Origin of the sequence: Castellaniella sp., from assembly GCF_041677825.1 — a bacterium.
In the GTDB taxonomy this organism is placed as follows: Bacteria; Pseudomonadota; Gammaproteobacteria; order Burkholderiales; family Burkholderiaceae_B; genus Castellaniella.
Genome location: NZ_JBAYPG010000023.1, coordinates 47,644 through 58,960, shown reverse-complemented (window position 1 = coordinate 58,960; position 11,317 = coordinate 47,644). Strand labels below are relative to the sequence as shown.

The 11,317-nt window shown below is 64.3% G+C and carries 8 protein-coding genes and 1 pseudogene; 8 read left to right on the top strand and 1 reads right to left on the bottom strand.

What is annotated here, in order from left to right:
- Positions 1-196: 196 nt before the first annotated feature.
- Positions 197-364 carry a hypothetical protein gene (locus WCY17_RS10540; RefSeq protein WP_372702141.1) on the bottom strand — a complete coding sequence of 56 codons (168 nt, stop codon included), beginning with the start codon at positions 362-364 and terminating at the stop codon, positions 197-199.
- 42 nt (positions 365-406) lie between these two features.
- Between WCY17_RS10540 and gyrA the strand changes: the two are divergent.
- The 8 genes and pseudogenes from gyrA to rpsA all read left to right on the top strand — a co-directional run.
- A pseudogene (gyrA, locus tag WCY17_RS10535) lies at positions 407-3,055 on the top strand (DNA gyrase subunit A); the annotation flags it as partial.
- 200 nt (positions 3,056-3,255) lie between these two features.
- Positions 3,256-4,386, top strand: coding sequence for a 3-phosphoserine/phosphohydroxythreonine transaminase (serC, locus tag WCY17_RS10530; protein WP_372702140.1), 1,131 nt, complete (start codon positions 3,256-3,258; stop codon positions 4,384-4,386).
- Positions 4,379-5,464: a prephenate dehydratase gene (gene pheA, locus WCY17_RS10525; RefSeq protein ID WP_372702139.1), complete on the top strand. Its 1,086-nt coding sequence runs from the start codon at positions 4,379-4,381 to the stop codon at positions 5,462-5,464. Before serC ends, pheA begins: the two co-directional genes overlap by 8 nt.
- A gap of 9 nt (positions 5,465-5,473) precedes the next feature.
- A complete protein-coding gene (gene hisC, locus WCY17_RS10520; RefSeq protein WP_372702138.1) occupies positions 5,474-6,586 on the top strand; it encodes a histidinol-phosphate transaminase in 1,113 nt (370 codons plus the stop codon).
- The gene (locus WCY17_RS10515; protein ID WP_372702137.1) at positions 6,583-7,476 is read left to right on the top strand and encodes a prephenate dehydrogenase; all 894 of its coding nucleotides are present in this window, start codon (positions 6,583-6,585) and stop codon (positions 7,474-7,476) included. Before hisC ends, WCY17_RS10515 begins: the two co-directional genes overlap by 4 nt.
- On the top strand, positions 7,473-8,816 hold the full coding sequence (aroA, locus tag WCY17_RS10510; protein WP_372702136.1) for a 3-phosphoshikimate 1-carboxyvinyltransferase: 1,344 nt from the start codon (positions 7,473-7,475) through the stop codon (positions 8,814-8,816). Before WCY17_RS10515 ends, aroA begins: the two co-directional genes overlap by 4 nt.
- Positions 8,817-8,833: 17 nt before the next feature.
- Positions 8,834-9,514, top strand: coding sequence for a (d)CMP kinase (gene cmk / locus WCY17_RS10505; protein ID WP_372702135.1), 681 nt, complete (start codon positions 8,834-8,836; stop codon positions 9,512-9,514).
- Positions 9,515-9,600: 86 nt separating this feature from the next.
- Complete coding sequence (gene rpsA, locus WCY17_RS10500; RefSeq protein ID WP_372702134.1) at positions 9,601-11,313, top strand: 30S ribosomal protein S1; 1,713 nt, start codon at positions 9,601-9,603, stop codon at positions 11,311-11,313.
- The last annotated feature ends 4 nt before the right edge of the window (positions 11,314-11,317 follow it).

The following is an 11,317-nucleotide window of genomic DNA, read 5'->3' as shown; positions in this document are numbered from 1 at the left end:
GAGTCCAATAGCGATTTTGGAGGGTTTGTTCATGTTTCTCCTCGTTTGAGCATGATGCTTGAAAGTGACCGCAGCGAACCCCCGCCGCATATCGAAAGAACGCCTTAAGTATAGCAATGTCTGGTCGAAATGCTTGGCTTTGTGCCGGGTTTTTATGCGTGTTAGCCGAAATCTTATGACATTTGCAGTGTAGAGGTTAAGTGTTCCACGACCGGAAGGCTGCCTTGTCGGTGTTTTCAGGGGCGATGTCTTGACAAATGTGGGTTTTTTGCAACGATGTGGACGGGGTGACCGGCATGCGGGTGTGCACGGCGATGGGGCCATGCATCCGGGGCGCGAATGATAGAATCAGCGATTGGCTCATGGCAGCCCTAGACCCTTGCCTGCTGGTTTTTTCGGACACAACATGGATTCATTCGCCAAAGAGACTCTGCCGATCTCGCTTGAAGACGAGATGCGGCGCAGTTATCTCGATTATGCAATGAGCGTGATCGTCGGGCGTGCCCTGCCCGATGTGCGCGACGGGCTCAAGCCTGTGCACCGGCGCGTATTGTTTGCCATGCACGAGCTCAACAACGACTGGAACCGGCCCTACAAGAAGTCGGCGCGCATCGTCGGTGATGTGATCGGTAAATACCATCCGCATGGTGATTCGGCGGTCTACGATACCATCGTGCGCATGGCGCAGGATTTCTCCCTGCGCTACATGCTGGTCGACGGGCAGGGCAACTTTGGCTCCATCGACGGTGACAACGCGGCGGCCATGCGGTATACCGAAGTGCGTCTGGCCCGCATTGCCCACGAGCTTCTGGCGGATATCGACCAGGACACGGTCGACTTTGGCGCCAACTACGACGGCAGCGAACAGGAACCCCTGCTGCTGCCATCACGCCTGCCCAATCTGCTGGTCAATGGCAGTGCGGGGATTGCAGTGGGCATGGCCACCAACATTCCACCGCACAATCTGGCCGAGGTGGTGGCCGGTTGCCTGCACTGCCTGTACAACCCCGATTGCACGCTCGACGAGCTCATCGAGCGCATTCCGGCCCCCGATTTTCCCACGGGCGGCATCATCTACGGCATTGCCGGGGTGCGCGAAGGCTATCGTACGGGGCGTGGCCGGGTGATCATGCGCGCCCGGGTCCACTTCGAGGACCTCGACCGCGGCCATCGGCAGGCCATCATCGTCGATGCCATCCCCTACCAGGTCAACAAGAAGTCCCTGCAGGAGCGCATTGCCGAACTGGTCAACGAAAAGCGCCTGGAAGGCATCTCCGACATCCGCGACGAGTCCGACAAGGACGGCATGCGCCTGGTCATAGAGCTCAAGCGGGGTGAAGTCCCCGAGGTCGTGCTCAACAACCTCTACAAGAACACGCAGCTGCAGGAAACCTTCGGCATGAACATGGTGGCGCTGGTCGATGGCCAGCCCCGGCTGCTCAATCTCAAGCAGATGGTGCAGTACTTCCTGCTGCACCGGCGCGAGGTCGTCACTCGGCGCACGCTGTTCCAGTTGCGCAAGGCGCGTGATCGCGCGCATGTGCTCGAGGGGCTGGCCGTGGCGCTGGCCAATATCGATGACTTCATCGCCATCATCAAGGCGGCCGCCACGCCCCCGATCGCCCGCGAGGTGCTCATGCAGCGCCGCTGGGATTCTTCGCTGGTGCGCGAGATGCTGGCGCGGGCCGACGCCGATGCCGAATCCGGCGGGCGGGCCGCCTACCGCCCCGAAGGCCTCGAGCCGCAGTACGGCCTGCAGGCCGATGGCCTGTACCGCCTGTCCGAAGTCCAGGCGCAGGAAATCCTCAACATGCGCCTGCAGCGCCTGACCGGCCTCGAGCAGGACAAGATCGTGGCCGAGTACCGCGACATCATGGATACCATTGCCGACCTGCTCGACATTCTGGCGCGCCCCGAGCGGGTCACCGAAATCATTGCCCAGGAACTCGAGGCGATTGCGGCCGAATTCTCGGATCCCGTCAAGGATGCCCGGCGCGCAGAGATCGAATTCAACGCCACCGAGCTCGAGACCGAAGACCTGATCACGCCCATGGACATGGTGGTGACCCTGTCGCGCAGCGGCTACATCAAGAGCCAGCCGCTGTCCGAATACCGCGCCCAGCGGCGTGGCGGGCGTGGCAAGCAGGCCACCACCACCAAGGAAGACGACTGGGTCGACCAGCTCTTCATTGCCAACACGCATGACCACCTGCTCTGTTTCTCGGATCACGGCCGGGTGTACTGGCTCAAGGTCTGGGAAGTCCCGCAGGGGTCTCGCAACGCCCGTGGCCGGCCCATCGTCAATATGTTCCCTCTGGTCGATGGCGAAACCATCACCGTGGTGCTGGCCGTCAAGGGCTTTGCCGAAGACCAGTTCGTCTTCATGGCCACCTCGCAGGGTACGGTCAAGAAGACGCCGCTGTCGCATTTTTCCAATCCGCGCAAGGCGGGGATCATCGCCGTCGGGCTCGATGAGGGCGACTTCCTGATCGGAGCCAAACTGACCGATGGCGCGCATGACGTCATGCTGTTTTCCGATGCGGGCAAGGCGGTGCGCTTCGATGAGAACGACGTACGCCCCATGGGTCGCACGGCACGCGGCGTGCGCGGCATGGCGCTCGATGAAGGCCAGTCGGTGATTGCGCTGCTGGTGGCCGAAGACGAAACCCAGGGGGTGCTCACCGCCACCGAGAACGGCTTTGGCAAGCGCACGCCCATTGTGGAATACACCCGTCACAATCGCGGCACCAAGGGGATGATTGCCATTCAGACCTCGGCGCGCAACGGCAAGGTGGTCGGGGCGGTGCTGGTGCGGCCCGCCGACGAAATCATGCTCATCACGACGGCTGGGGTGCTGGTGCGGACCCGGGTGTCCGAAGTGCGCGAAATGGGCCGGGCCACCCAGGGCGTGACGCTGATCCAGGTCGATGACGACTGCCGCCTCTCCGGTGTGCAGCGGGTGGCCGAAAGCGATGCCGATGAACTCGATGGGCCCGATGCCGCCGAACTGCCCGAGGCCCCTGATGGCGGCAGTGGCGCGGGTGGCCCTGACGGGCCCGTCATGCCGCCTGGCGGGCGCGGCCCGCAGGCTGGCGCGCCGGCATCGGATGGTCCCGAACACGGTGGCGCCGAAGGTGACGGTCCCGAAGATGGTGGCGCCCAGGAAGGTGGTCCCGGGGAAGGCGGTGCTGAAGAAAGCGGCCCCGAAGACGATGGCCCCGAAGGTCCCGAGGGTCCGTCTGCCGGGGGTGGTTCATGAATCGCCCCTACAATTTTTCAGCGGGCCCTTCGGCCCTGCCGTTGGCGGTATTGCAGCAGGCGGCTGCCGAAATGGCCGACTGGCACGGGGCCGGCCTGTCGGTCATGGAAATGAGCCATCGCAGCAAGGCATTTGGCCGCATCCGCGACGAGGCCGAGGCCGATCTGCGTACTTTGCTTGCGGTGCCGGATGATTTCGCGGTGCTCTTCATGCAGGGGGGGGCCTCGGCCCAGAACGCACTGATCCCGATGAATCTCGCCCAGCGTCACGGGCCGGCCATGGCCGATTACGTGGTGGCCGGGCATTGGTCGCGCAAGTCCTGGAACGAGGCCCGGCGTTATGGTGACATGGCGCTGGCCGCGACCGCCGAAGCCGCGGCGCAGATCGACGGGCAGGCCTACGAGGCCTGGTGCTGGATGCCCGGGCCCGAACAATGGCGCATCCGCGCAGACGCCGCCTATCTGCACGTGTGCGCCAACGAGACCATCGGCGGGGTCGAGCTGCCAGACCTGCCCGATCTCGCGCAGCTGGGCTGCCCCGATGTGCCGCTGGTGGTCGACATGTCCTCCAACATCCTGACCCGGGCGATCGATTTCTCGCGCCTGGGCATGGTGTATGCCGGCGCCCAGAAAAATGCCGGCTCCGCGGGGGTCACGCTGGTCATCATTCGCAGGGATCTGCTCGGGCATGCCACGGGGTGTTGCCCGTCGGTGTTCGATTTTGCCCAGGTGGCAGCCGCGGATTCGATGTTCAACACCCCGCCTACCTATGGCATCTATATCACCGGCCTGGTGTTCAAATGGCTGCTCGAGCAGGGGGGCGTGCCGGCCATGGATGCAGCCAGCAGCGCCAAATCGCAGCTTCTGTATTCGTACATCGACCAGTCGGCCCTCTATGTGAATCCGATCCATCCCCCTGTGCGCTCGCGCATGAACATCCCCTTTCGCCTGCGCGATACGGCGCTCGAAGCGCTGTTTCTCGCGGAGTCCGAAGCGGCCGGCCTGCTGGCGCTCAAGGGGCACAAGTCGGTGGGTGGCATGCGGGCGTCGCTGTACAACGCGACACCGCTGGCGGGTGCCCAGGCGCTGGTGGCGTTCATGCGTGATTTCGAGGCGCGCCATGGATGAGCGTCTGCTGGCCCAGCTCGAGCCCTTGCGCGACCGCATCGATGAACTCGATGAACGCATACTCGAACTGCTCAACCAGCGTGCCCAGGCGGCCCTCGAAGTCGGGCAGGCCAAGCAGCGCTTCGATGCCAGCGGCCCGATTCTCAAGCCCGAGCGCGAATCGCTCGTCATCCGGCGCCTTCAGGCGCTCAACCGGGGCCCGGTGCCGGAGGCCGCGGTCGCCGCCATCTGGGGGCAGATCATATCCACCTGCCGGGGCCTTGAAAGCACTCTGACGGTCGCCTACCTGGGCCCTCAGGGGTCATTCTCCGAGCAGGCGGCCCACGAGCATTTCGGCCATTTCATCACCGGCCTGCGCTGCGAGTCCTTCGACGAGGTCTTTCGCTCGGTCGAGGCCGGGCAGGCGGATGTCGGCATGATACCGGTCGAAAATTCCTCCGAAGGGGCGGTCAACCGCAGCCTGGACCTGCTGCTGCATTCATCCCTGAAGGTGCTGGGTGAGCGCACCATACGCATTCATCACAATCTGCTGACATCCACCGGTGGGCTCGAGGGGGTCACCAAGGTCCTCGGGCATCCCCAGGCGCTGGCGCAGTGCCAGAGCTGGCTGAGCCGCAATCATCCGGAACTCGAGCGCCTGCCGGTGGCCAGCAACGCGCAGGCCGCCCGCATGGCTTCCGACGATGCCAGCTGTGCAGCGATTGCCGGCGATGCGGCGGCGGCGGCCTGGGGCCTCAGCGCAGTGGTCAGTGGCATCCAGGACGATCCCCAGAACCAGACCCGTTTCGTTGCGGTCGGGGCATTCGATGCCGGGCCCACCGGAGACGACAAGACCAGTCTGGTGGTGGCGGTGCCCAATCGCGCCGGTGCCGTCTACGAAATGCTGGCGCCGCTGTCGCGCCACGGGGTGTCCATGACACGGCTCGAATCGCGTCCGGCCCGTACCGGGCAATGGGAATACTATTTCTACGTGGATGTGCTGGGGCACCGTGCCGATGAGCCTGTCGCCAGGGCATTGGCCGAACTGCGCCAGCAGGTCGCTTTTTTCAAGGTGCTGGGGTCCTACCCCAAACAATGAGGTGTCATCATGTCAGCAGTCCCGGCCCTGGATCATGTGCAGGCCCTGGCGCCCTACCAGCCCGGCAAGCCCATAGAAGAACTGGCGCGCGAATACGGCCTGGACCCGGCCGACATCATCAAGCTGGCGTCCAATGAAAACCCGCTGGGCTGCTCGGGGCGCGTGCGCGAAGCCCTGGGGCAGGCCGCAGGTGCCCTGCAGGGGCGTTATCCGGATGCCAATGGCTTCGATCTCAAGCAGGCACTGGCCGAGCGCCATCAGGTGCCACAAAACTGGATCACCCTGGGCAATGGCTCGAACGACCTGCTCGAACTGGCTTCACTGGCCCTGCTCGATGGCCAGACCTCGGCCGTCTATGCGGCGTACGCCTTTGTGGTCTACAGTCTCGCCACTCAGGCTCGTGGCGCGCGCCACATCGAGGTGCCGACACGCGGCTACGGCCATGATCTGCCCGCCATGCTGCAGGCCATCGCGCCCGACACGCGCCTGCTGTTCATTGCCAATCCCAACAACCCGACGGGCACCCACGTGCCGGCGGCAGAACTCGCCGGATTTCTCGAAACCGCATGGCAGCGGCATGGATCCGGGTTGACGGTCCTGATCGACGAGGCCTACAACGAGTATCTCGAGCCCGACGAGCAGTTCGACAGCACGGCCTGGGTCAGGCAGTACCCGAACCTGATCGTGACGCGTACCTTTTCCAAGGCCTACGGCCTGGCCAGCCTGCGCGTGGGGTATGCGCTGGCCCAGCCCGCCCTGACCGACATGCTCAACCGCGTGCGCCAGCCGTTCAACGTCAACGTGCTGGCTCAGCTTGCGGCCCGGGTGGCCCTGGACGACACCGATTTCCTGCTGCGTTCCCACGCGCTCAACCGCGAAGGGCGCATACAGCTCCAGGACGGCTTTGCGGCCCTCGGGCTCGAATACGTACCCAGCCATACCAATTTCGTGCTGGTTCGGGTGGGGGATGCACCCCGCGTGCATGAGCATCTGCTGCGTCAGGGGGTCATCGTGCGCCCGGTGGCGGCGGATGGCCTGCCCGAGCACCTGCGGGTCACCGTGGGCCTGACGCATGAAAATGCGCGCCTGCTCGAAGCGCTTGGCGCTGCACTGGCTGCATGAGTGGACACCCTGTGCCCCTGGTGCCGGTTCTGGCTGTCGTTGGCACCGGCCTGATCGGTGGCTCGTTTGCCGCGGCGCTGCGCCGCGTGGGGCAGGTCGGTCGGGTCCTGGGGGTCGGGCGCACGCCCGCCGCGCTGCAGCGTGCCCGCGAACTGGGCCTGATCGACGAAGTGGTCGAGCTCGATCAGGCGGCTGCGCGCGCCGACCTGATCCTTCTGGCCACGCCCATACGCGCCATGGCAGATGTGCTGCGGCGCCTGGCTCCCCTGCTGCGCCAACAGACCTTGATCACCGACGCCGGCAGCACCAAGCAGGATGTCGCCCGGATGGCCCGCAGCCATCTGGGGGCGCGCAGCAGGCAGTTCATCCCGGGGCACCCGATTGCCGGGTCTGAAATGGCGGGCCCGGAAGCCGCTGACGCCATGCTCTTTCATGGGCGCAAGGTGGTGCTGACGCCCTTCGAGGACACGCCCGGGGTGCAGCTGCATCACCTGATCCGCATCTGGGAAGCCTGTGGGGCGCGGGTGCAGCTCATGACGCCCGAGGCGCATGATCGCGCGCTGGCCTCGATCAGCCACCTGCCCCATTTTCTGTCAGCCGCCTATATGGCACAGGTGGTGCGCTCGGGTGATGCCGATGTGCGCCTCAATCTCGCAGGCACCGGTTTTCGCGACTTTACCCGGATTGCCGCGGGCTCGGCCGAAGTCTGGCGCGACATCTTCCTGTCCAATCGCACAGCCGTGCTGGGCGAACTGGATGAATTCATGCATGTCCTGCAGCAGCTGCGCGCCAGCCTGCAGGACCCATCCGACCCCGAAGCCCTCGAGGCCCTGCTCGAGCAGGCCGCCCTGGCACGGCGCTTCTGGGGCGGCAGGAATCCCGACGAATGACGACGCCATCCCTGTTCTTGCCCCCGGTGACGCAGGCCCGTGGTACGGTTTCATTGCCCGGCTCCAAGAGCCTGTCGAATCGTGCGCTGCTGCTGGCTGCACTCGCACAGGGGCGCACGGGCCTTGCCGGCCTGCTCGACTCCGATGACACGCGCGTGATGCTTGCGGCCTTGCGTACCCTGGGCCTCGAGATCACCCCTGTCGGGCGCGATGCCGTGCAGGTACGCGGCGGCCCACGCTGGCCCGTGCGGCAGGCCGATCTGTTTCTCGGCAACGCCGGTACGGCCATGCGGCCCCTGACGGCAGCGCTGGCGCTGATGGGCGGCGATTACCGCCTGGCCGGTGTGCCGCGCATGCATGAACGCCCGGTGGGTGACCTGGTGCAGGCACTGCGGGGCATGGGCTGCGTCATCGAGTACGAAGGCCAGGAAGGCTATCCACCATTGCGCATCCGCACGGGGCAGCCCGATGCCCGCCAAACCGTACGCGTGCGGGCCACGGTCTCCAGCCAGTTCCTCACGGCATTGCTCATGGCGGCGCCGATTCTTGCCGCAGCCGCTGCACAACCCGTGGTCATCGAACTCGATGGACCCCTGATTTCGCAACCCTACATCCGCATCACGCTGGATCTGATGGCGCGTTTCGGTGTGACGGTGCGCAATGTCGACTGGCAGCGCTTCGAGATCCCCGCTGGCGTGGCCTACCGGCCAGTGGCCAGTCTGCCGATCGAAGGGGATGCGTCATCGGCGTCCTATTTCCTGGGCCTGGGGGCCATTGCCGGCGGCCCGGTACGTATCGAAGGCGTGGGTACGGACAGTGTGCAGGGTGATGTGGCATTTGCCGAGGTGATCGAGGCCATGGGGGCTGAAGTCATGCGCGAACCCCACGCGATGACGGTGCGTGGCGTATCCGTCGCTTTTGGAGAACAGCTGCGTGCGTTCGATCTGGACTTCAACCAGATCCCGGATGCGGCCATGACCGCTGCCGTTCTGGCGCTGTATGCCGATGGCCCCTGTCGTTTGCGCAACATTGGCAGCTGGCGGGTCAAGGAAACCGACCGCATTGCCGCCATGCAGGCCGAGCTTGGCAGGCTTGGAGCCCACGCGGTGGCGGGTGAAGACTGGCTCACGGTGTATCCGCTCGAACGCGATCGATGGCGTGCCGCAGAGATCCAGACCTACGATGACCACCGCATGGCCATGTGTTTTTCCCTGGCCAGTTTCGGGCCGGTGCCCGTGACCGTGCTGGATCCCGGCTGCGTGTCCAAGACGTATCCGGGCTATTTTGATGATTTTCAGCGTCTGGTGTCCGGCCCGGCCGCTTCATTCGACACGGCCTGAAGGGGCAGGGGCTTGCCATGCACTCTGGAGATTCTGCGGTTCCGGTGATCACCATCGATGGCCCGACGGCGTCCGGCAAGGGCACGATTGCGCGCCATGTCGCGCAAGCGCTGGGCTGGCACGTACTCGACAGCGGCGCGCTGTATCGCCTCACGGCCCTGGCGGTGCAGCAGGCGGGTGGAGATGGCTCCGATGCACGGCAGGCGGCCAGCCAGGCACGCGGGCTGGATGCCCGTTTCGAAGACGGGCAGGTGTTCCTGGGTGATTTGCCGGTGGGTGATGACATCCGTACGGAAGCAATCGGCGTGCTGGCCTCGCGGGTGGCTGCATGGCCCGAAGTGCGCGCAGCCCTTCTCGAGCGCCAGCGCAGCTTTCGGGCGCCACCTGGCCTGGTGGCCGATGGGCGCGACATGGGTACGGTGGTGTTCCCTGACGCCGCGCTCAAGGTTTTTCTCGATGCCGATGTCGCGATACGTGCCGAAAGACGACATAAGCAGTTGATCGAAAAAGGGATTTCGGTTAACATTACCGACCTTTTGGAAGACCTTCGGTTGCGTGATCTGCGTGATCGGGGTCGGGCGCATGCGCCGCTTGTGGCTGCGCATGATGCCGTCATCGTGGATTCGTCCCATCTCGGGGTCGAATCCGTGGTGCAACAAGTGCTCGGCCTGTGCCGGGCACGTGGGCTTGCTGCGTAGCCTGCCAGCTGCGCTGCAGGGTTTTTCTGACTCCACCGGCACTTTGTCCGGTGTGTTGCCTCATTCAGGCTTACGGATTTTTTTTCATGTCCACCCTCAACACTGAAGCTGCCCTGGGCGGCGAACGCTTTGCCGATCTCTTTGCGGCCAGCATCAAGAACCAGAACATGCGTTCGGGCGAGGTCATCTCGGCCGAAGTCGTGCGCGTCGACCACAACTTTGTCGTGGTCAACGCCGGCCTCAAATCAGAGGCCTATATCCCCCTCGAAGAGTTCCTCAATGACCAGGGCGAACTCGAAGTCGAAGATGGCGATTTTGTGTCGGTCGCGATCGATTCGCTCGAAAACGGCTACGGCGATACCGTGCTGTCCCGGGATCGGGCCAAGCGCCTGTCGGCCTGGCTGCAACTCGAACAGGCGCTCGAGTCGGGTGAACTGGTCAATGGCACCATCACCGGCAAGGTGAAGGGCGGCCTCACCGTCATGACCAACGCGATCCGGGCTTTTCTGCCGGGCTCCCTGGTCGATCTGCGCCCTGTCAAGGACACCACGCCATACGAAGGCAAGACCCTCGAGTTCAAGGTCATCAAGCTCGATCGCAAGCGCAACAACGTCGTGCTGTCGCGGCGTGCCGTGCTCGAGGCCAGCATGGGCGAAGAACGCGAAAAGCTGCTCGAGACCCTGCACGAAGGGGCCATTGTCAAGGGTGTCGTCAAGAACATCACCGATTATGGCGCCTTTGTCGATCTCGGCGGTATCGACGGCCTGCTGCACATTACCGACATGGCCTGGCGCCGTGTACGCCACCCGTCCGAGGTCCTGCAAGTGGGCCAGGACATCGAGGCCAAGGTGCTCAAGTTCGACCAGGAAAAGCAGCGGGTCTCGCTGGGGGTCAAACAGCTGGGCGAAGACCCCTGGATCGGCCTGAGCCGTCGCTATCCGCAAGGCACACGCCTGTTCGGCAAGGTCACCAACCTGACCGATTACGGTGCGTTCGTCGAAGTCGAAGACGGCATCGAAGGGCTGGTGCACGTGTCCGAGATGGACTGGACCAACAAGAACGTCGATCCGCGCAAGGTGGTCACGCTGGGCGAGGAAGTCGAAGTCATGGTCCTCGAAATCGACGAAGACCGTCGCCGGATCTCGCTGGGCATGAAGCAGTGCCGCCCCAATCCCTGGGAAGATTTCTCCACCAACTTCAAGCGTGGCGACAAGGTGCGCGGTGCGATCAAGTCGATCACCGACTTTGGCGTGTTTGTCGGCCTGCCTGGCGGTATCGATGGCCTGGTGCACCTGTCCGATATCTCCTGGTCCGATTCGGGCGACGAGGCGGTGCGCAACTTCCGCAAGGGCGAAGAAATCGAGACCATCGTGCTGGGCATCGATACCGACAAGGAACGCATCTCCCTGGGCATCAAACAGCTCGAGGGCGATCCCTTCAACAACTTCGTGGCCACCTACGACAAGGGCGCAGTGGTCAGCGGGGTCATCAAATCGGTCGAACCCAGGGGGGCCGTGGTCACGCTGTCGGTCGATGTCGAAGGCTATCTGCGCGCGGGCGAGATCTCTGCCGGCCGCGTCGAGGATGCCACGACGGTCCTGCAAGAAGGCACCACCGTCGAGGCCATGATCATCAACATCGATCGCAAGGCGCGCTCGATCCAGTTGTCGATCAAGGCACGCGACAACGCCGAGACGGCCGAGACCATCCAGCGCATGACCGAAGCGAGTGCGTCCTCGGGCACGACCAATCTGGGCGCCCTGCTCAAGGCCAAGCTCGATCAGCAGCGCGACGACTGATGTC